General features: G+C 64.7%; 19 protein-coding genes. 16 read left to right on the forward strand and 3 right to left on the reverse strand.

The features are described from left to right. Positions 1-46: 46 nt before the first annotated feature. The 8 genes from EJ068_RS26075 to recO all read left to right on the forward strand — a co-directional run bounded on the left by EJ068_RS26075 (position 47) and on the right by recO (position 5877). Positions 47-427, forward strand: coding sequence for a VOC family protein (locus EJ068_RS26075; RefSeq protein ID WP_189342387.1), 381 nt, complete (start codon positions 47-49; stop codon positions 425-427). A 211-nt stretch (positions 428-638) separates the two neighbouring features. Further along, entirely contained in the window at positions 639-1226 is a 588-nt protein-coding gene (locus EJ068_RS26080) for a DUF2062 domain-containing protein (RefSeq protein ID WP_126078315.1), read from the forward strand. After that, positions 1223-1636, forward strand: a complete 414-nt coding sequence (gene acpS / locus EJ068_RS26085) for a holo-ACP synthase (protein WP_129554925.1) — start codon at positions 1223-1225, stop codon at positions 1634-1636. The genes EJ068_RS26080 and acpS overlap by 4 nt, the downstream gene beginning before the upstream one ends. Positions 1637-1715: 79 nt before the next feature. Beyond that, entirely contained in the window at positions 1716-2465 is a 750-nt protein-coding gene (gene lepB / locus EJ068_RS26090; RefSeq protein ID WP_126078313.1) for a signal peptidase I, read from the forward strand. Positions 2466-2469: 4 nt separating this feature from the next. Beyond that, positions 2470-3186 carry a ribonuclease III gene (gene rnc / locus EJ068_RS26095; protein WP_042637852.1) on the forward strand — a complete coding sequence of 239 codons (717 nt, stop codon included), beginning with the start codon at positions 2470-2472 and terminating at the stop codon, positions 3184-3186. Next, complete coding sequence (gene era / locus EJ068_RS26100; RefSeq protein WP_189342667.1) at positions 3171-4103, forward strand: GTPase Era; 933 nt, start codon at positions 3171-3173, stop codon at positions 4101-4103. Before rnc ends, era begins: the two co-directional genes overlap by 16 nt. Before the next feature lie 36 nt (positions 4104-4139). Beyond that, the gene (locus EJ068_RS26105) at positions 4140-5033 is read left to right on the forward strand and encodes an aminoglycoside phosphotransferase family protein (RefSeq protein WP_126078311.1); all 894 of its coding nucleotides are present in this window, start codon (positions 4140-4142) and stop codon (positions 5031-5033) included. 85 nt (positions 5034-5118) lie between these two features. After that, the gene (gene recO / locus EJ068_RS26110) at positions 5119-5877 is read left to right on the forward strand and encodes a DNA repair protein RecO (RefSeq protein ID WP_126078310.1); all 759 of its coding nucleotides are present in this window, start codon (positions 5119-5121) and stop codon (positions 5875-5877) included. Between the two features lie 11 nt (positions 5878-5888). On the opposite strand, the gene EJ068_RS26115 is transcribed toward recO, so the two are convergent. Beyond that, the gene (locus EJ068_RS26115) at positions 5889-6353 is read right to left on the reverse strand and encodes an NUDIX domain-containing protein (protein ID WP_126078309.1); all 465 of its coding nucleotides are present in this window, start codon (positions 6351-6353) and stop codon (positions 5889-5891) included. Positions 6354-6615: 262 nt separating this feature from the next. Here EJ068_RS26115 and EJ068_RS26120 point away from each other — a divergent pair, with 262 nt between their 5' ends. The 7 genes from EJ068_RS26120 to EJ068_RS26150 all read left to right on the forward strand — a co-directional run bounded on the left by EJ068_RS26120 (position 6616) and on the right by EJ068_RS26150 (position 14777). Further along, positions 6616-9432: a DUF2339 domain-containing protein gene (locus EJ068_RS26120; RefSeq protein ID WP_127253194.1), complete on the forward strand. Its 2817-nt coding sequence runs from the start codon at positions 6616-6618 to the stop codon at positions 9430-9432. Positions 9433-9562: 130 nt separating this feature from the next. Beyond that, positions 9563-10081 carry an RNA polymerase sigma factor gene (locus EJ068_RS26125; RefSeq protein ID WP_126078307.1) on the forward strand — a complete coding sequence of 173 codons (519 nt, stop codon included), beginning with the start codon at positions 9563-9565 and terminating at the stop codon, positions 10079-10081. Next, complete coding sequence (locus EJ068_RS26130; protein WP_126078306.1) at positions 10078-10872, forward strand: anti-sigma factor; 795 nt, start codon at positions 10078-10080, stop codon at positions 10870-10872. Before EJ068_RS26125 ends, EJ068_RS26130 begins: the two co-directional genes overlap by 4 nt. A 207-nt stretch (positions 10873-11079) precedes the next feature. Beyond that, complete coding sequence (locus EJ068_RS26135; protein WP_127253196.1) at positions 11080-12177, forward strand: GNAT family N-acetyltransferase/peptidase C39 family protein; 1098 nt, start codon at positions 11080-11082, stop codon at positions 12175-12177. Between the two features lie 3 nt (positions 12178-12180). Further along, complete coding sequence (locus EJ068_RS26140; protein ID WP_126078304.1) at positions 12181-13644, forward strand: RimK family protein; 1464 nt, start codon at positions 12181-12183, stop codon at positions 13642-13644. A gap of 123 nt (positions 13645-13767) precedes the next feature. Continuing rightward, positions 13768-14040: a DUF3303 family protein gene (locus EJ068_RS26145; protein WP_126078303.1), complete on the forward strand. Its 273-nt coding sequence runs from the start codon at positions 13768-13770 to the stop codon at positions 14038-14040. A 101-nt stretch (positions 14041-14141) separates the two neighbouring features. Further along, positions 14142-14777, forward strand: coding sequence for a hypothetical protein (locus tag EJ068_RS26150; protein ID WP_127253198.1), 636 nt, complete (start codon positions 14142-14144; stop codon positions 14775-14777). Here EJ068_RS26150 and EJ068_RS26155 read toward each other — a convergent pair. Continuing rightward, positions 14762-15691 carry a LysR substrate-binding domain-containing protein gene (locus tag EJ068_RS26155; protein ID WP_127253593.1) on the reverse strand — a complete coding sequence of 310 codons (930 nt, stop codon included), beginning with the start codon at positions 15689-15691 and terminating at the stop codon, positions 14762-14764. The two genes, EJ068_RS26150 and EJ068_RS26155, sit on opposite strands and share 16 nt — an antisense overlap. 84 nt (positions 15692-15775) lie before the next feature. Here EJ068_RS26155 and EJ068_RS26160 point away from each other — a divergent pair, with 84 nt between their 5' ends. Next, the gene (locus EJ068_RS26160; protein WP_245463229.1) at positions 15776-16807 is read left to right on the forward strand and encodes a fatty acid desaturase family protein; all 1032 of its coding nucleotides are present in this window, start codon (positions 15776-15778) and stop codon (positions 16805-16807) included. On the opposite strand, the gene EJ068_RS26165 is transcribed toward EJ068_RS26160, so the two are convergent. Then, positions 16726-18867 (reverse strand): EAL domain-containing protein, encoded by a 2142-nt coding sequence (locus tag EJ068_RS26165; protein WP_127253591.1) that lies wholly within the window; start codon positions 18865-18867, stop codon positions 16726-16728. The genes EJ068_RS26160 and EJ068_RS26165 overlap by 82 nt on opposite strands. Positions 18868-18896: the final 29 nt, after the last annotated feature.

Here is an 18896-nt window from a genome sequence, read left to right on the forward strand (position 1 = left end):
CGCGCAGCGGTTTCGGGGTGACGACGTGCAGGAAAGGAAACCAAAAATGATCGCCGGGATCGACCATTTCGTGCTGACGGTCCGCTCGGTCGAAGCGACCTGCGACTTCTACCAGCGCGTGCTCGGCATGCGGCGCCTGGATGAAGCGAACCGGCCGACCGCGCTTCTGTTCGGCTCGCAGAAGATCAACCTGCACGAGGTCGGCCGCACTTTCGAACCTAAGGCAAAGATGCCGACGCCGGGTTCCGGCGATTTCTGCCTGGTGGCTGCGGTGCCGCTCGTCGAAGTCCAGGCCAGCTTGCAAGCCAATGGCGTGGCGGTCGAAGTCGGCCCGGTCGAACGCATTGGCGCGCGCGGGCCGATGATGTCGGTCTATTTCCGCGATCCGGACAGCAATCTGGTCGAGGTCAGCGAATACCGGAAGTAGCTGCCAGCTCCGGAATTCTCCTCAGTTTCGCCAGAAATGAGGTTCTTGTTATAGGCTGCGGCAGACCAACGCGGCGGCGTTTCGTTGTTCCGCGGCTTGCCCATCTCTATATCAGAGACTTGTTGCCTTTCTGCGCCATGGAGGCGCAAGATATGTGTGGCGCGTCCCGGTGGGCAGGGGCAGCGCGTGTAGGACCGGGAACTGGAACAGAGTGCTTTTTCGACGCCGAGAGCCTGATGGCCTCCTGGAACGGGTGCGTACTTATCTATGGCCGCGCCGCTCGTTCTCGCGTTCCGTGCAGTATTTCTCCAAGCGCATCCTGCGGCTGAACGCGACGCCGCATTCGGTCGCCGCCGGCGTCGCCGCGGGTGTTTTTGCCTCCTTCTTCCCGCTTGGCGCCCATTTCGTGGTTGCCGCCGTGCTTTGCTGGATGATCGCCGGCAATCTGGTCGCGGCGGCACTCGGCGCCGTGTTCTTCGGCAATCCGCTGACCTCCCCGCTGCTGTGGGGCGCGTCCTGGGAAACCGGCAAGCTGCTCCTGCATGAGCGCCTGCCCAAGCACGGGCCGCCCGAGCATCTCGGCGAAATGATGCACAAGCTCTCCTTCGCCAAGCTCTGGCATCCGGTTCTGGAGCCGATGCTAATCGGCGCGGTGCCGCTCGGCCTGGTCTTCGGGCTCGTGTTCTACGGCGTCACGCGCTGGGGCATGACCGTGTTCCGCGAGCAGCGCAAGAAGCGCATGGCCGAACGCGCCGAGAAGAAAGCGCGGCAGGGCGGACGGGAAGTGCCGGCGGAATGATCATCGGCATCGGCAGCGACCTCATCGACATCAGACGCATCGAAAAATCGCTGGAGCGGCACGGCCAGCGCTTCGTCCAGCGCATCTACACCGAGGTCGAGCAGGCCAAGTCGGAAAAGCGGGCCGCCCGCGCGGCTTCCTACGCCAAGCGCTTCGCCGCCAAGGAGGCCTGCGCCAAGGCGCTGGGCACCGGCATGGCCGAGGGCGTGTTCTGGCGCGACATGGGCGTGATCAACCTGCCGAGCGGCGCGCCGACCATGGCGCTGACCGGCGGCGCCGCCGCCAGGCTGGAGAACATACTGCCGAAAGGCCACCGGGCGCTGATCCATCTCACCATCACCGATGATTTCCCGCTTGCTCAAGCCTTTGTGCTTATCGAGGCGGTGCCCGCCGAACAAGCGCCACATTGATTCCATCTGACCACGAGCGGCATGACGTTGCTCAGCGCGCGCCGAGACTCTATACCAACATCGCACAATCGAGGACGACATGAGCGTGGCTGAAAAATCGCAGAAGAAATCCGGCGGGCTCGGGGAAACCTTTTCCGTCATCATCCAGGCTCTGCTGCTCGCGCTCGTCATCCGCACGCTGCTGTTCCAGCCTTTCTCCATCCCGTCCGGCTCGATGCGGCCGACTCTGCTCGAAGGCGACTATCTCTTCGTCACCAAATGGGCCTACGGCTATTCGCGCTATTCGCTGCCGTTCGGTCCCGATATCTTTTCCGGCCGCATCTGGGGCTCGGAGCCCAAGCGCGGCGACGTGGTGGTGTTCAAGTTCCCGCCGGACCCATCGGTCGACTACATCAAGCGCGTCGTCGGCCTGCCCGGCGACAAGATCCAGATGAAGGACGGCCAGCTCTTCATCAACGACGTCGGCGTGCCGCGCGTGAAGACCGGCCAGATCGAAAATCCCGACATCACCGAAGTGCCTCAGCCCGTCGACGTCTATCACGAGACGCTGCCGAATGGTGTCAGCTACGACACGCTCGACCTGACGCCGAATTCGATCGGCGACAACACCCGCGAATGGACCGTGCCGCCCGGCCACTATTTCATGATGGGCGACAACCGCGACAACTCCTCCGACAGCCGCTTCACCGTCGGCTTTGTTCCTGCCGAAAACCTGGTCGGCCGCGCCAATCTCATCTTCTTCTCGATCGCCGGCAAGGCGAGCCCGCTCGAGATCTGGAAGTGGCCGTCGCTGATGCGTGCCGATCGCCTGTTCCATTTCGTCCACTAGAGCGATGGCGGCCAGCAAGCGTTTGACCGCCGATGCCCTCGCCGAGGCTCTTGCCCCGCGCACCGGCCATGCCTTCGCCGATCGCCAGCGTCTGCAGCGCGCGCTGACCCATGCCAGCGCGCGTTCGACCCATGCCGGCGTCGACTACGAACGCTTCGAGTTCCTGGGCGACCGCGTTCTCGGCCTTGTCGTCGCCGACATGCTGCTTGCAGCCTTTCCAGATGCAGCCGAGGGCGAGCTGTCGCTGCGTCTCAACGCGCTGGTCAATGCCGAGGCGCTCTCCGACATCGCCGAGGAGATCGGCTTGCCAGAGCTGATCCGCGCCGGCTCCGATGTGCGCAATCTCGACGGGCGCAAGCGCACCAATCTGCGCGCCGACGCGCTGGAATCGCTGATTGCGGTCCTTTACCTGGATGGTGGCCTCGAGGCTGCCCGCGCGTTCATCCATCGCTATTGGCAGCCGCGCTCGCAGGCGATCGGCGCGGCGCGGCGCGACGCCAAGACCGAATTGCAGGAATGGGCGCACCAGGCAGCCGCCGGCGCCGTGCCGGCTTACCGGGTCGACGGCCGCGAGGGACCGGACCACGACCCGCTGTTCACCGTCAGCGTCAAGGTCGGCTCATTTGCTCCGGCGACCGGCAGCGGCCGCTCCAAGCGCGAGGCGGAGCAGGCCGCCGCGGCTACTCTTTTGCTGCGCGAAGGCGTATGGAGCGCGGCATGACAGAAAATGAAACCCCTGAAGTTCCCCCGACGCGCTCCGGCTTCGTCGCGCTGATCGGCGCGCCCAACGCCGGCAAGTCGACGCTGGTCAACCAACTGGTCGGCGCCAAGGTGTCGATCGTCACCCATAAGGTGCAGACCACCCGCGCCATCGTGCGCGGCATCGCCACGCATGACAACGCGCAGATCGTGTTCGTCGATACGCCCGGCATCTTCAAGCCGAAGCGGCGGCTGGACACCGCGATGGTGACCACCGCCTGGGGCGGCGCCAAGGATGCCGATGTCGTAGTGCTTCTGATCGACGCCGAGCGCGGCATCAAGGGCGATGCAGACGCCATCCTCGACCGGCTGAAGGACGTCCGCCAGCCGATGCTGCTCGTCCTCAACAAGGTCGACCGCGTCAAGCCAGAGACGCTTCTCGCGCTGGCCGCGACCGCGAACGAGCGCGTGCCGTTCAAGCGCACCTTCATGGTCTCAGCGCTCACCGGCTCCGGCTGCAAGGACCTGCTCGACTATCTCGCCGAGACGTTGCCCGCTGGCCCTTGGTATTACCCGGAAGACCAGATTTCCGACCTGCCGATGCGCCAGCTTGCGGCGGAAATCACCCGCGAAAAGCTTTATCTGCGGCTGCACCAGGAGCTTCCCTATTCCTCGCATATCGAGACCGAGAAATGGGAAGAGAAGAAGGACGGCTCGGTGCGCATCGAGCAGGTCATCTATGTCGAGCGCGACAGCCAGAAGAAGATCGTGCTCGGCCACAAGGGCGAAACGATCCGCGCCATCGGCCAGGCCGCGCGCACCGAGATCGCCGAAATCCTGGAGCAGAAGGTGCACCTCTTCCTGTTCGTGAAGGTGCGCGAAAACTGGGGCGACGATCCCGAGCGCTACCGCGAGATGGGACTGGAGTTTCCCCATTGATGCTTGTCGCTTAGAAGGTCCGTAAGGGTCTGCGACATGCATAATCCAAAGATCACGATCGATACCGGTCTCGTGCGACGGCTGGTCGACACGCAGTTTCCGCGATGGCGGGGCCTGCCGGTCAGCCCGGTCGCTTTCGGCGGCTGGGACAACCGCACTTTTCATCTTGGTGACGAGATGACGGTCCGACTGCCGAGCGCGGCCGCCTATTCGCTGCAGGTCGAGAAGGAGCAGCGCTGGCTACCGAAACTGGCACCCCTCCTGCCACTGCCGATTCCGACGCCGCTGGCCGTGGGCGGACCGGCCGAAGGCTACCCCTGGCATTGGTCGATCTATCGCTGGATCGAGGGCGAGACGGCTAAGAGCGGCCGCATCGCCGATCTCAACGTCTTCGCCGTTTCGCTCGCCGATTTCCTTGTCGCATTGAGGGGCATCGATCCGACCGACGGGCCTGCACCCGACGAGCACAATTTCCACCGCGGCGGGCCGCTGACCGTCTATGACGGCGAGGCGAGGCAGGCCATCGCCGCGCTTGAACGGCGGATCGACGCCCAAGCCGCCACGACCGTCTGGGAAGCCGCACTTGCCGCCACCTGGTCTGGCTCTCCGGTCTGGTTTCATGGCGATGTCGCCTCGGGCAATCTTCTGGTCGAGGACGGCCGCCTGAACGCCGTCATCGACTTCGGCACGTCCGGCGTCGGCGACCCATCCTGCGACCTGGCGATCGCGTGGACCTTCTTCGAAGGCGAAAGCCGGGAGGCCTTCCGCGCCCGCATCGCCGCCGACGACGCTACCTGGGCGCGCGGCCGCGGCTGGGCGCTGTGGAAGGCGCTGATCACCGTCGCCGGCCACGACGCCAACCAGGCCGAGGCGGAAAGGCAGCGCCACGTGATCGACGAGGTGCTTGCCGATCATTGCCGTTGGGCCTGACACGGGATCAGAGGATGTCAGCACAGATCGAGCCCGGCGTGTCGAAACCTTGATTTCGCCGCGCAACGGGTGAAAAGCTCGATCCATGGAATGGCGCGACGAGGGAATCGTTCTCGGCACCCGCAGGCATGGCGAAACCAGCGCCATCCTCGAGGTGATGACGCGCACCCATGGCCGCCATCTTGGCCTTGTGCGGGGAGGGCGCTCGCGCAAGCAGCAGCCGGTGCTGCAGCCCGGCAATCGCGTCGACCTTCTGTGGCGGGCGCGGCTCGACGAGCATCTCGGCGTCTTCCAGGCCGAGGCGATCGAGATGAACGCGGCGCGGTTGATGGACAGCGCGGTTGCCGTCTATGGCCTGCAGACCATGGCCGCGCATCTGAGGCTCCTGCCCGAGCGCGACGCCCATGGCGGTCTCTACGAGGCGCTTGCCGTGATGATCTCCCATCTTGGCGACGCCGACGCGGCGGGCGAGCTGGTGGCGCGCTTCGAGCTGCTCATCCTCGATGAACTGGGCTTCGGCCTCGATCTCAGCCAATGCGCGGCGACCGGCACAAGACAGGATCTCGCTTATGTCTCGCCGAAGTCCGGACGCGCCGTGTCGCGCGAAGCGGGTGCGGCCTGGCACGACAAGATGCTGGCACTGCCAGCCTTTCTGCAGCGCGGCTCCGGCCTGCGCGCCGACGCGGCAGCACTGGAAGACGCCTTCCGGCTGAGCGGCTTCTTCTTCGCCCGCCATGTTTACGAGCCGCGCGGCCTCGAGCCGCCCGACGCCCGCGCCGGCTTCCTCGCCGCGCTACGCCGGCATCATGCGGCGGTGAAGGCGGGTGTGGGCGAGGCAGGATAGCGGGCAGACGCCTAGTCGGCGCCGCGCCGTTCCAGGAAATCGTCGAGCATGGAGCGCTGGCCTTTCAGGATCTTGACGCCGGCTTCGGCCGGCGAAAACCAGCCGGCCCGATCCACTTCGGGGAACGCCTTCATCTTTCCCGATTTTGGCGGCCACTCCAGGGTGAACATGTTGCTCTTGATGGCGTTAGTGTCGACATCGGCCTCGACGCTCCATGCCACCACGATCTTGCCGCCCGGCTGCCTGTAGCTGCCGAGCGGCTGGAAGTCGCCGTCGATGGCGACGCCGAGCTCCTCCTCGACTTCCCGTTTGGCGGCTTCGAGCTCATCCTCATTGTCGCCGATCAGTCCCTTCGGTATCGACCACGCGCCTTCATCCTTGCGCGCCCAGAACGGACCGCCTGGATGGACGAGCAGAAATTCGAACACACCGCCTGTGTGTCTGTGGATCAGCAGCCCGGCACTTCGCTGCGGCATCGGTCACCTCACGGCATTCCTTTGATCGCGCGAGACTAGCACGAGTACTTCGGGGCAGAGGTCACGCAATCTCGCCTGCAATACCGACAGCCTCGGCGGCCCGCCATTGGATAACCAGGCAAGTTGCTGGCAATCGGCCGCGAAACATGCTCGATCTTGTTAGCCGGCCCGATCTTGTTGATTGGCAAGACGCTGATTTGGGTCAGTCGTGTCACCGCCGCATTTGTTGACCACGACTGGTCTGGTTTTGAGGGAAACCACCATGTTTTTCAGCCTGATCGCCATTGCCGCCGTCATAGCTCTTTTCGTCATCGTGTCACGACAGCAGAACCGCATCGCGCTGGTCGAGCGCGAGCTCGGCATCCTCCGAGGCCTGGTTCAGTCGGGAGCTTCGCTGTCCGCGCCCAAGGCGGACATCGCGAAGGAAGGTCTTCCCGAGGAGGCCAAGGCAGTTGCGGCGCCTGTCGCGCCGTTGGCCGACGGCACGACCGTTGCCGAGGAGCTCGTCGCAAAGCCCGAGGCCGCCGAAGGCGAGGCCGTGGCCGGACCCTGGACGAAGGCCCGGCCGGCCACGGCGCAATCCGCCGAGCCATCCGAACCGAAGCAATCTCAACCCGTGGCCGAAGCGCCGGCCACCGGGTCGGCCGTATCCGCCAAGGCGGCGCGCCAGACGGATGTCGAGACGGCGCTGGGCACGCGCTGGGCGGTCTGGGTCGGCGGCATCGCGCTTGCGCTGGGTGGCCTGTTCCTGATTCGCTACACCATCGAGGCCGGCATCTTCGGTCCCGGCGTGCGTCTCACCATGGCCGGCATCCTCGGCCTGGCGCTGATTGCCGGCGCTGAATTCATCCGCCGCACCGGCTTCAGGGTGCCGGTGCAGGGCGCCGCCAGCGCCTATATCCCCGCGATACTGACCGGCGCCGGCGCCTTCATCCTGTTCGGCACGGTCTACGCGGCGCATGGCATCTATGGCTTCATCGGGCCGGCGACCGCCTTTGCGCTGCTTGGCGTCATCGGCGTCGCCACCATTGGCGCCTCGTTAGTGCATGGTCTGGCGCTGGCCGGCATCGGCCTCGTCGGCGCCATGGTCACGCCGGCGTTGGTGGCATCGCAGGCGCCCAATCCCTGGGCCTTGTTCGTCTATCTGGCGATCGTGCTTGCGGCGAGCGCGGCAACCGCCCGCATCCGCGACTGGAAGGCGCTTATGGCGGCCGCTTTCGCCGGCACGGGCATCTGGACCATCCTCTACATGGTCGACGCGCCGGACGTGAACCTTGCGGCCGTGCTGTTCATCAGCCTCGCCACGCTGGCGGTGCTTGCCTTCGTCTGGCTCGCCCCGTTCTTGACCACTGGCCGCGACGAAGCGGCCCGTGGCTTCGACTGGCCATCGATCGTGCCCGGCTTCTTCATCGCCCTAAGCGCGCTGGGCCTGTCCGTCGATCCGGCTTTTGCCAGCGCCGGCGATGCATTGCACGGCGCCGTCCTGCTGGCCGCGCTGGTCGCGGTGGCGCTCTACCGGCCGCGCGCGCTTCCGCTGGTCTTTGCCGCCGGCATCGCCACCGTGCTGATCTATCTCGGCATCATCCCGCCCGCCACCATCGGCGCCGATGCGCTCGATGTCGGGCTGGACGCCCAGCCCTTGGCGTCGTCCGACACGCTGACGTTCCGCATCGGCATCGCGCTTGCCCTGATCTTCCTCGCCGCCGGCTTCTGGGCGGCGCGCCGCCTCGCCGCCACCGCTGCGACACGCGCGGCTTGCTGGGCAGCCTGGGGCGTCATTGCCCCGCTGGTGGTGCTGGCCGCCCTGTGGCTGACCTTCGGCGATATCGACCGCGACCTCGGCTATGCGCTGCCGGCGCTGCTGCTGATGCTCGTCTTTGCTGCCGGCGGCGAATGGATCGCGCGCGCCGAGCCGCCGCCGCTCGCCGGCGGCCCGGCGGTGTCGTTCGCGTTGGGCGGCGCCGGCGTTGCCGGCCTGCTGATGCTGCACATGGCATTTGGCTCGGCCTGGACGACCGTGCTGATTGGCGCCGCCGCCATTCTGCCGGCGCTGGCCACGCGCTGGCGCTCTTACCCTGTGCTCGGCTGGATCGCGGTGGGTGCGGCGGTCGCCATGCTCGGCCGCGTCGCCTTCGATCCGACCATCGTCGGCGCGGCGTTTCTGTCGAGGACACCGGTCTTCAACTGGCTGCTGCCGGGCTATGGCGTGCCGGCGATCGCCTTCGGCTTCGCCGCCTGGCAGCTCGCCCGCACCACCAGCGGCCGGCCGCGCCTTGCCATGGAGGCGGCCTCGGCGCTGTTCGCGCTGCTCACCATCGCCATGCTGGTGCGCCACGCGATGCATGGCGGCGTTATCGACACCGGTGCGGTGACCCTCGCCGAGCAGGCGATCTACACGCTCATCGCGCTCGGCGCCGGCGCCATACTGGTCGCCATCGACATGCGCTCGCCGAGCTCGGTTCTGCGCTATGGCTCGATTGCCGCCGGCGTGATCTCGGCGGGCCTCATCGCCATTCAGCATTTCGTGGTGCTGAACCCGCTGCTGACGGATGAGTCGACCGGCACGATCCCGGTCTTCAACCTTCTGTTCCTCGCTTATCTGCTGCCGGCCATCGCCGCCGCCGCCGTCGCGCTGGCGCTCTATGTCCGCGACAAGCGCCCGCGATGGTATGCGGCGATGCTGGCCTTGATCGCCGCGCTGCTTGCCTTCGCCTATGCCACGCTTTCGGTGCGCCGCCTGTTCAAGGGCGAGTTCATCGCCTTGTGGAGCGGGCTTGGCCAGCTCGAGACCTACACCTATTCGGCGCTGTGGCTGGTCATCGGCGTGGCGCTGCTCACCGCCGGCGTCTGGCTGAAATCGCAGGTGCTGCGCATCGCCTCCGCGGTGCTGATCGCGGTCGCGGTGGTGAAGGTCTTCCTCTTCGACATGTCGGAGCTGGAAGGTGTGCTGCGCGCGCTCTCCTTCATCGGCCTTGGTGCGGTGCTGATCGGCATCGGGCTGTTCTACCAGCGGCTGCTGACGAGGGCGGCGCGGGATAAGCCTGAAAACTTGCAGGAACAAGTGGATAGCCGGGAATAAACCGGCCCGCGCCCGCGTTATTCACGTGCTTGGGTAATCGCAGCGGTTCGGCCGCTTCGCGCTGACTGCTTGCACCGCGTCGGGAAGGCGCGTTCTATCGGGATGGAAGGCGACCACGAAACAAGCGGTCATGGACGACAAGAAGGCAGCGATCCTGAGCGAAATACCGCGGTTGCGGCGCTATGCGCGCTCGTTGCTGCGCGACCGCGATTCCGCCGACGACCTTGTCCAGGACTGCCTGGAGCGGGCGCTTGTGCGGCTCGACAACTGGCAGACTGGAGAAAGCCCCCGGAGGTGGCTGTTTACGATCATGCATCACTTGTTCATCGACCAGATGCGCAAGGTCAACCGGCGCGGCGAGGCGGCGATGCTGCCTCTCGAAGCCGGTGAGGCCCAAGCCGCGCCCGCCGAGCAGGTCGAGACCATCGCCTCGCGCGAGATCATGGATGCCCTGCAGGCGATCAGCCCCGATCGCCGCGCGGCGTTGGTGATGGTCGCCATCGAGGGCTTTTCCTATGCCGAGGCCGCCAACATCCTTGGCGTGCCGGCCGGCACGCTGATGTCGCGCATCGCGCGTGGCCGCGAGGAACTGCGGGGATTGCTCGACGACACATCGCGCCGCCGCTCGATAAGGATCGTCGAGAAATGACCCGCCGCGATTTTTCCGAACGCGATATCCATATGGCCCTCGACGGCGAGCTGCCGGGCGAGGAGCGCATGGCTTACGATGCCTGGCTCGAGGCCAATCCCGAGATGAAGGCGAAGTCCGCGCGCTACATTGCCGACCGCGCCGCCATGCGCTCCGCCTTCGCGGGCGTGATGGACGAGCCGGTGCCGGCGAGGCTGCGGCAGGTCGTGCTTGGCGAGGCGCCTGCAAAAGCATCGGCCTGGCGCTCGCGCTGGTGGCTGTCGGCTGCCGCTGCCGTGATGCTAGCGGTCGGCGGGCTCGGCGGCTATGTCGCCGGCGTCGACAGCATCGCCCGTGGCGGCGAAGGCGACGACCAGCTCGCCGAGCAGGCAATCGCCGCCCATGTTACCTACGCTGCCGAGAAGCGCCACGCCGTCGAAGTCCCGGCGAGCGACAAGGACCATCTCCAGACCTGGCTGTCGAACCGCGTCGGGCTGAAGCTGGTCGCGCCCGATCTTGCGGCCGAGGGCTTCCAGCTGGTCGGCGGCCGGCTGCTGCCGGCTGGTGAGCAAGGCAAGGCGGCAATGCTGCTCTACGAGGATGCCAAGGGCGAGCGCATCTCGCTCTACGTCACCGCCGACTCGTCGGAGACATCGAAGGGCACCTACGCGGCCGAGACGGGCGGACCGGAAGCAGTCTATTGGCTCGACAAGGGCTACGCCTGCGCGGTCGTCGGCTCATTGCCGCCGGAGCGCCTGTCGGACGTCGCAAAGAGCGCCTATGGCCAGCTCGTGGCCGGCATATCGAGCTGAACCGGCTGCGTTTTTCGGCGGCCGGCAGTCGCTTGAACAGCAATTCTGTTCAAACGATCGACCCTTTGCTGCCGCGGCGGAAACTGTCACAATTCGGCCCTAATCAAGGAGCGATAGCGCTTGATGAATACTGGCGCTTCGGCCAGTATTCGCGACGCATCCACCGGGGCCGTTTCTTAAACCCAATCGAGGTTCTCCCAAGCCCGTATGCCTGTCGAGATCCGCAAGGCCCGCGCGTCAGACGTCGATGACCTCGCCGCCATCGAGAAGGCTGTTTTTCCGGGCGACAGGCTCTCGCGCCGCTCCTTCCGCCAGTTCATCGAACGCGAAACCGCCGAGATGCTGGTGGCCGAGAACGAGGGCCGGGTCGCCGGTTATGCGGTGGTGCTGTTTCGTAAGGGCAGCGGCGTCGCGCGGCTCTATTCCATCGCTGTCGGTCCCTTTTTCGGCCGGCTCGGTATCGGCCGGCTCCTGCTCGCGGCCGCAGAAGAGGCGGCCTTCGAGCACGACCGGCTGTTGCTGCGCCTCGAAGTGCGCGAGGACAATGATCGCGCCATCCGCATCTATGAGCAGGCCGGCTATCGGAAACTGGGCCGCGAGCCCGACTATTACGAGGATGGCGCGACCGCGCTGCGCTATGAAAAGACGCTGCGCGGCGACACGCCCACGGCAACCAAAGTGCCGTTCTACCAGCAGACCTGCGAGTTCACCTGCGGCCCTTGCTGCCTGATGATGGCGATGGCGAATTTCGACCGGGGCTTCGTGCCCGATCCGGTCATGGAAATCCGCCTGTGGCGCGAGGCGACCACGGTCTTTATGATGTCGGGTCCGGGCGGCTGCGAGCCTTTCGGCCTGGCCGTCGCCGGCTATGAGAGCGGACTCGCCGCCGAGATATTCGTCTCCTTCTACGGCGCGCTGTTCCTGCAGTCGGTGAGGAGCGAGGACAAGCGCCGCGTGATGGAGCTCGCCCAGGTCGATTTCCGCCGCCGCGCCGAACTCTACGGCATCCCCGTCAACTACCGTCCGTTCGGCATCGGCGATATCCGCCAAGCCCTCGCCGACGGCAAGCTGGTGCTGGTGCTGGTCAGCGGATTCCTTATGTTCGGCAAGAAGGTGCCGCATTGGGTGCTGGCCATCGGCGACGATGGCGACCATATCCTGATCCACGACCCATGGGTCGAGGATGAAAGGCAGGAAACCATACTCGATGCCGCGAACATTCCAGTGCCCTACGACATCTTCATGAATATGGCGCAGTTCGGCCGCGACGGTCTGCGCGCCGCCATCACTCTGGGAAAACGCTGAACAATGACCTGGGTAATCCTCACGGGCAGGCAGAACGATCTCGATCAGGTGGCCACACCCCACAAGATCATCACCAACCGCGACTATCTCGCGCATCCGGCGCTGTTCCGCGGCCAGCGGCCGAAAGTGATCAACCTGTCGAACAATTACGGCTATCAGAGCCGCGGCTACTACGCTTCGCTGCTGGCCGGTTCGCGCGGCCATAGGGTGATCCCAACCGTCGAGACGATGATCGACCTGTCCGAGCGCAAGCTCTACGAGCACGCGCTGCCGGAACTCGAGCTTGCCTTGAACAAATGCCGCAAGGACCTCGGCGGGATTTTTCCGGCGAAGGTCGCGATCTTCTTCGGCATCGGCCCGTCGAAAGTCTGGGACCGTTTCGCCAAGCTGTTGTTCGACTGGTTCCGCGCGCCGGCGCTGGAGGTGCACATCAAGGACAGCGCCGAATGGGCCTCGATCCGCAAGATCGGCTTCCTGCCGCTCGCCCGCATGACCGAAGACGAGGAAGAGCTCTTCCTGCAATGCCTGGAGACCTATACCAACCGCGAATGGCGCGACACCAAGGGCCGCACGCCGGCACGCTATACTTTTGCGACGCTGGTCGACCCGCATGAGGAATTGCCGCCGTCGGAGATTTCCTCATTGCGCTATTGGGCGCGGATCGCCGAGAAGATGGGCGTCGAAGTCGAGCCGATCACCAGGAAGGACCTCGCCAAGCTCGCAAATTACGACGCGCTGTTCATCCGCGAGACCACGTCGATCTCCAACCACACCTACCGCTTCGCGCGCCGCGCCCAGCAGGAAGGCATGCCGGTGATCGACGACCCGCTGTCGATGATCCGCTGCACCAACAAGGTCTATCTCAACGAGCTGATGACCTACAACAAGGTGCCGGTGCCGCCGACGGTGATGATCGCCGGCACCTCCGACTCCGAAGTGGCGGCGCAGACGCTTGGCTTCCCGCTGGTGCTGAAGATACCGGATTCGTCCTTCTCGCGCGGCGTCAAGAAATGCGAGAACATGGCGGAGCTCACCAAGCTCGCGACGGAGTGGCTGGAAGATTCCGATCTCCTGATCGCGCAGAAATTCATCCCGACCGAATATGACTGGCGCGTCGGCGTGCTCGGCGGCCAGCCGCTGTTTGCCGTGCATTACCTGATGGCAAAGAAGCACTGGCAGATCGTCAACCACAAGGCCAGCGGCAAGCCCGACCAGGGCGGCATCAAGACCTTTACACTGAAGCAGACGCCGCCGCATGTCGTCGAGACGGCTGTGCGGGCGGCAAAATGCATAGGCGACGGCCTCTACGGCGTCGACCTCAAGGAGACCACGGACGGGGTCTTCGTCATCGAGGTCAACGACAATCCCAATCTCGATCATGGCTGGGAGGATTCCGGCGAGAAGGACGAGCTCTGGGTGCGGCTGACGCAGTGGTTCCTGGAACGCCTGGAGCGGCCGGAGAAGTAGGGGCGGGGGAACAGGAACTGAGGAACTGAGGAATTGAAGAACTGGAGAATTGAAGAATTGGGCATCACCTCCTCGCTTCCCTCGGTTTCATCAGTACTGAATCATTCGAACTGAGGGAAAAGTATGCTGTTCTTCGTGATCGAGGATTTTCACGGTTCGGACCGCAAGGAAATCTACCGCCGTTTCCGCGACAAGGGCCGGCTGAAGCCGGATGAACTCGTGGTGCATCACAGCTGGATCGCGAGTGACATGAGCCGCTGCTTCATGCTGGTCGAAGCCGATGACGCGACGGTGCTGCAGCGCTGGGTCATCGAATGGGCGGATCTCGTGGAGTTCGAGATCGTTCCCGTAGCCAGCAGCAAGGACATGGTGGTTGCGCTGGCCGGGCATCTCTGAGCAACGATCCCGGCAGCCGTTTGCGTGGAACCGTCTAACTGCGTCTTAAGCCCGATTTGCTATCCCGCCTGTATTGTGGATTGCCTCAAGGCTCTCAGAAGATGATCAGGCTGTTTCAATCAGGTAATTGCGGCCAAATACTCTACATTTTCCTTCTTGTGTTTTTGATCGGATTTGATTTTGCCAAGGACCCGATCGAGCATTTTCTGGTCGGGGCAAAAGAAGGTGTTCAGAAGCAAATCTATGCGGCTGACGGCAACAATATAGCCCGTACTCAGAGGTCCTTTGTCGAGGAACTGAGAGTCCCGGATTATGGGATGCACGATGCTCCGAAATCCGCCGAGGAGCATGCCTCCGGCATCGTCGCCCAGGCGATCGCCATGGAGGCAAAAAGCTCCGCCATCGGGACGATTTACATCTCGATGCTTGCGGCGATTGGCTTTGCCACCCTCGTTGCGATCATTTGGATGGTGTTTGCTCGCGTGCGCGACATTGGCTGGCCTGCCGCCGTGGGGTTCGGCATTCTTGCTCCGAAGCTCGCGATCTCGGTTCTTCCCGGCAGTCTTCCGCCACTGACCTTCGACATTCTGCAATACGGTTTCATCGCCGCCATAATAGTGCTTGGGCTCGTGCCGGGTGGATTTGCCGACGGACCGCGTGCCCAGCCGGTTCGACAGGCAGCCGTAGCCGAGCCGGCGCGTCGCGCCGCAGGCCAATTCGGTCAAAGACGACGCTGAGCAGCAACGCCCAGCGCCGGCGATCCGACGGCGCGCCGGCATTCCTCGACCAGCCATTCCCGGAACGCCGCAACGGCATCGCGCCTCGCGCAGCGTTCGGGGATCGTCAGGCAATAGGGCTGGCGCAGTTCCAAGGACTGCGCTGCGGCCCGCACCAGTTTGCCATCCTCCAGCGCTTGCGCGCAATAGATGCCTTGCGCCAGCGCCACGCCCAGCCCTGAAATGGCGAGATCGAGTGCTGCACGCGAGGAGTTGGCCGAAAGGCCGCGCTGCGCCGCACGGCCGGGCTCGCTTCCCGACGCCTCGAACCAGTTGCGCCAGGATGGAAAGGACGCGCCGGTCGGTCCCCAATCGGTGTGGATCAGCGGCAGGCCAGCAAGGTTTTCGCTATTGGTTGAGGCCAGTGTCGGTGCGCAAACGGGATAGACGGCATCCCTGGCGATTTCCTCGGTCGGATGCTCCCGATAATGAGGACCGTAAGAGAGCCGGATGTCGACCAATTCATGATCGAAGGGCACCGGATCGTCGTCGCCTCTTAGCGATATATCGGCGGCGCCATGGGATTCGACGAAGCCGGCGAGCCGCTCGGAAAGCCAGCCCATCGCCATGGAAGGCGGCACTGAGATCACGAGCCTCGGCCGGAACGCGTCGCCGCTGACATCGCGCGCGACGCTGCCGATTTCCCGCAAGGCCATGCTGAGCCGCGGCAGCATCTCTACCCCGGCCTCGGTCAGCACGGCCCGCCGGTTGATGCGGTGGAACAGTTGTCGTCCCATCTGCTCCTCGACGGTGCGGATGAGCTGGCTAACGGCCGCTGCCGAGATCGACAGTTCCTCCGCCGCGGCGGCAAAGCTGCCTGTGCGCGCCGCCGCTTCGAAGGCCTGAAGTCCGCGCAAGGAGGGAAGGGCGACCATGACAATCCAATAGATAAGTTCACATTATCTATTTCGCAGAAATCCTCGTTTTTCGAAAGGTTTCTTTCCGGAGTATCGTGACTCATGAACGCAATCGATCATCACGAAACCGTCGACCATCGCCAGGTGATCGCCTCGCTGACGAATGAGGAGCGCGGGCGGCTGACCGGCAAATCGGATGGGCCGGGCCTTGTCCAGTTCGCGCTCCATCTCGGGGCGATCACCGTCCTTGGCGCGCTGATCGGGGCACGAGTGCCGTTCTGGCCGGTCCTGATGCTGCCCCAGGGCATCCTGATCATCTTCCTGTTCACCCTGATGCATGAAACCGTGCACCGGACGGCATTCGAAACGCAATGGCTGAACGATGTGGTCGCGCGCTTCTGCAGCCTGGCGATCGCGCTGCCGGCGGACTGGTTCCGCTACTTCCATTTCGCCCATCACCGCTTCACTCAGGATCCGGAAAACGATCCGGAGCTGGCCTTCCCGAAGCCCGAGACGATGCGGCAATACATCGTCCACGTCTCAGGGCTGCCCGTGTGGTGGGGCCACTTCAAGACGCTCTACACCAATGCGATGGGGCGCTGCCGGGACAGCTACGTGCCGCCGAAGGGGCTGCCGAAGGTGAAGGCCGAGGCGCGGGCGATGATCGCCTTCTATCTCGTTCTGTTGGCGCTCGCGGTGTGGTTCAAGGCGTCGGTGCTGCTCACTGTCTGGATCGTGCCCGCGCTGCTCGGCCAACCGTTCCTCAGGCTCTATTTGCTCGCCGAGCACGGCCGCTGTCCCTTCGTCGCCAACATGCTGGAAAACACCCGCACGACGCTGACCAACTGGTTCGTGCGCAAGCTCGCCTGGAACATGCCTTACCATGCCGAGCACCACGCCTATCCCGGCGTCCCGTTCCACCAGCTGCCGGAATTCCACCGGCTGATCGAGCGCCATCTCAAAGTGGTCGAGCGGCTATGTGAGCTTCCACGAGAAGTACATCGAGACGCTGCGCTAAGCGACCGACGCGTCAGTGAGACAGCGGATATATATCAGACTGACTGGCGCAGCAGCGCCGGCGAACGCAGCAGCCGGCTCATGTCGGCCGCTTTGGCCGGCACGCCGATGAGATAGCCTTGCGCCTCGCCGCAGCCGGCCTTGCGCAGCATGTCGAGCTGCGCTTCGGTCTCGACGCCTTCGGCGGTGACGATGACGCCGAGCTCGGCGCCGAGACCGATCACGGTGCGCACGATCGCCGCCGTGTCGCGCCTGTCGAGGTCGCGGATGAAGGAGCGGTCGATCTTGATCTTGTCGACTGGAAAGCGCCGGAGGTAGCCGAGCGAGGAATAGCCGGTGCCAAAATCGTCGAGCGCGATGCGCACGCCGAGACCGCGCAATTGGCTGAGCGTCCTCAGCACCGCGTCGCTTTCGTCCATCATCACTGTTTCGGTGATTTCGAGTTCCAGGCGGTTGGCCGGCAGGCCCGAAAAGGCGAGCGCCGAGATCACGCTGCGGGCGAAGCCGCCGCTCTTGATCTGTGCGGCCGAGACGTTGACGGCCATGCGCATCTCCGGCGGCCAATGGGCGGCCACGCTGCAAGCCTTGCGAAGCGCCCAATCGCCGAGCTGCACGATCAGTCCGGTCTCCTCGGCGGCGGCGATGAAGTTTTCCGGCGACACCAGGCCGCGCGATGGCGAGCGCCAGCGCATCAGGGCTTCCGCGCCGACAATTTCGCCGGAGCCGATGTTGAGGATCGGCTGGAAATCGAGCTCGAACTCGCGCTTGGAAACGGCTGCTTCAAGATCCGCCTCAAGCGCGCGGCGCTCCCGCATCAGGGCATCCATGCCCGGCTCGAAGAAGCGATAGACGTTGCGACCTTCGCTCTTGCCCTGGTAGAGCGCCATGTCGGCATTGGTGAGCAGCGTGTCGGCATCGTGCCCGTCACCGGGATGGAGCGCGATGCCCAGGCTCACGCCCACATGCATTTCGCGTCCCTTGTCGCGATAGGGCTTGCCGACGATCTCGACGATGCGCTTGGCAAGCTTTTCGGCGTCGGCGGCGCTCTTGATGCCGGACTGGATGATGGCGAACTCGTCGCCGCCGAAGCGGGCCACCACGTCCTTGCTGCCGCGCACGGCGTGCTGCAGCCGCTTGGCGACGCATTTCAGCAGCCAGTCTCCGGCCGGGTGGCCGAATGTGTCGTTGACGGCCTTGAAGCGGTCGAGGTCGAGCGAGAGGATCGCCAGCGGCTTGGCCTTGGCCTCGCCAAGCGCTAGGTCCAGCTTCTCGCGAAACATCGAGCGGTTGGGCAGGTTTGTCAGCGTGTCGTGATGCGCAAGATGCGTCATGCGCTCCTCGACGCGGCGCCGCTCGGTCACGTCCTCGAAGGTCGCCACCCAGCCGCCGCCGGCGAGCGGCCGCCGCAGGACGAAGAGCGTTCGGCCGTCGACCAGTTCGCGATAGCTCGAGCGCGGCTGGCCCGCGTCCAGCGCCGCCTTCGCCTTTTCCACCTCTATGTCGACTTCAACAGGCACGAAGATGCCGAGAGCCACGAGTTTCTCCAGCATCTGACGGTGCGTCATGCCGAGCGTGAAATCGGCAGCCTTCGCGTTGCAAAGATCCAGGAAGCGCTGGTTGCGGACGATCAGGCGGCCCTCGGCGCTGTACATCAACAGTCCCTGCGACATGTTGGCCAAAGCAGCGTCGAACCGACGGTGCTGCTCCTTCAGCTCCGCCTCGGCTCGCCGCCGCTCGGTCACGTCCTCATAGATCGAAACCCAGCCGCCGACGGCGATGGGCCGATGGGAAATGACGATGATGCGCCCGTCGGACAGGACTTCCTCGTAGGTCGAAGGCTTGGCGCCGTCGATATAGGGCTTCCGGATAGCATGGAGTTCTTCGGCGCTTTGCGAGGCGACGCCGACATCGACGCTGTGCTGCAGAATGTCGAAGTATCGGATGCCAGGCTTCACCACCTTGGCGTCGAGGCGGAAGAGATCGATGTAATTGCGGTTGCAGATGATCATCCGCTCATCGGCGTCGAACATGCATAGCCCATGCGACATGTTCTCGACGGCGGCCGCGAAACGCTCGTTCTGGGCCCGTAATTCCTCCGCAATCCGCCGTGCCGGACCGATAGCGGCCGTTCTTCGCTTGCCGGCGGTGGAAGCCGTCTTGACATGAACGCCAGGCATGAGCACGCCTTCGGACCGTGACCGAACGC

It is taken from the genome of Mesorhizobium sp. M2A.F.Ca.ET.043.02.1.1 (genome assembly GCF_003952405.1).
Taxonomy (GTDB): domain Bacteria; phylum Pseudomonadota; class Alphaproteobacteria; order Rhizobiales; family Rhizobiaceae; genus Mesorhizobium.

Excerpts from the sequence above, each read along its gene's own strand:
- EJ068_RS26075 (WP_189342387.1), top strand. The coding sequence starts at position 47 with ATGATCGCCGGGATCGACCATTTCGTGCTGACGGTCCGCTCGGTCGAA.
- acpS (WP_129554925.1), top strand. The coding sequence starts at position 1,223 with ATGATCATCGGCATCGGCAGCGACCTCATCGACATCAGACGCATCGAA.
- lepB (WP_126078313.1), top strand. The coding sequence starts at position 1,716 with ATGAGCGTGGCTGAAAAATCGCAGAAGAAATCCGGCGGGCTCGGGGAA.
- rnc (WP_042637852.1), top strand. The coding sequence starts at position 2,470 with ATGGCGGCCAGCAAGCGTTTGACCGCCGATGCCCTCGCCGAGGCTCTT.
- era (WP_189342667.1), top strand. The coding sequence starts at position 3,171 with ATGGAGCGCGGCATGACAGAAAATGAAACCCCTGAAGTTCCCCCGACG.
- EJ068_RS26105 (WP_126078311.1), top strand. The coding sequence starts at position 4,140 with ATGCATAATCCAAAGATCACGATCGATACCGGTCTCGTGCGACGGCTG.
- recO (WP_126078310.1), top strand. The coding sequence starts at position 5,119 with ATGGAATGGCGCGACGAGGGAATCGTTCTCGGCACCCGCAGGCATGGC.
- EJ068_RS26115 (WP_126078309.1), bottom strand. The coding sequence starts at position 6,353 with ATGCCGCAGCGAAGTGCCGGGCTGCTGATCCACAGACACACAGGCGGT.
- EJ068_RS26120 (WP_127253194.1), top strand. The coding sequence starts at position 6,616 with ATGTTTTTCAGCCTGATCGCCATTGCCGCCGTCATAGCTCTTTTCGTC.
- EJ068_RS26125 (WP_126078307.1), top strand. The coding sequence starts at position 9,563 with ATGGACGACAAGAAGGCAGCGATCCTGAGCGAAATACCGCGGTTGCGG.
- EJ068_RS26130 (WP_126078306.1), top strand. The coding sequence starts at position 10,078 with ATGACCCGCCGCGATTTTTCCGAACGCGATATCCATATGGCCCTCGAC.
- EJ068_RS26135 (WP_127253196.1), top strand. The coding sequence starts at position 11,080 with ATGCCTGTCGAGATCCGCAAGGCCCGCGCGTCAGACGTCGATGACCTC.
- EJ068_RS26140 (WP_126078304.1), top strand. The coding sequence starts at position 12,181 with ATGACCTGGGTAATCCTCACGGGCAGGCAGAACGATCTCGATCAGGTG.
- EJ068_RS26145 (WP_126078303.1), top strand. The coding sequence starts at position 13,768 with ATGCTGTTCTTCGTGATCGAGGATTTTCACGGTTCGGACCGCAAGGAA.
- EJ068_RS26150 (WP_127253198.1), top strand. The coding sequence starts at position 14,142 with ATGATCAGGCTGTTTCAATCAGGTAATTGCGGCCAAATACTCTACATT.
- EJ068_RS26155 (WP_127253593.1), bottom strand. The coding sequence starts at position 15,691 with ATGGTCGCCCTTCCCTCCTTGCGCGGACTTCAGGCCTTCGAAGCGGCG.
- EJ068_RS26160 (WP_245463229.1), top strand. The coding sequence starts at position 15,776 with ATGAACGCAATCGATCATCACGAAACCGTCGACCATCGCCAGGTGATC.
- EJ068_RS26165 (WP_127253591.1), bottom strand. The coding sequence starts at position 18,867 with ATGCCTGGCGTTCATGTCAAGACGGCTTCCACCGCCGGCAAGCGAAGA.